General features: G+C 71.8%; 1 protein-coding gene. It reads left to right on the forward strand.

Annotation, left to right across the window (positions count from 1 at the left end):
* Positions 1–341 (forward strand): hypothetical protein (locus HO151_RS06970; protein ID WP_217422778.1); only part of this gene is annotated, 341 nt, incomplete at both ends.

Here is a 341-nt window from a genome sequence, read left to right on the forward strand (position 1 = left end):
CGCACAGGTCGCAAGGCGCAGTCGCTCGCAGACAATCTGCGTGCCGCCGCCGCGAGCGCAGTCGGAAGCGCCTCGGTCGAGGAGCTCCTCTGGGGCCTCTGGGAACGAAGCCGTCTGGAGCGGCCCCTCGTCGACGCATCGAAGGGGTCGGGACTCGCCGCCGAGGAAGCGGACCGCGTCCTCGATGCCATCGTCGCGCTCTTCGCGGCGGCCCGACGCGCTGTGGAGCGGTCTCCTGGCGATGCGCCCGCACGATTCCTGGACCACCTCATGGAGTCGGACCTCCCGGAGGACACCCTGGCGCCGCGGGCGGCCGCATCGGCCGTCGTCATCACGACACC

The sequence above is a fragment of the Streptomyces sp. 8P21H-1 genome (assembly GCF_013302945.1).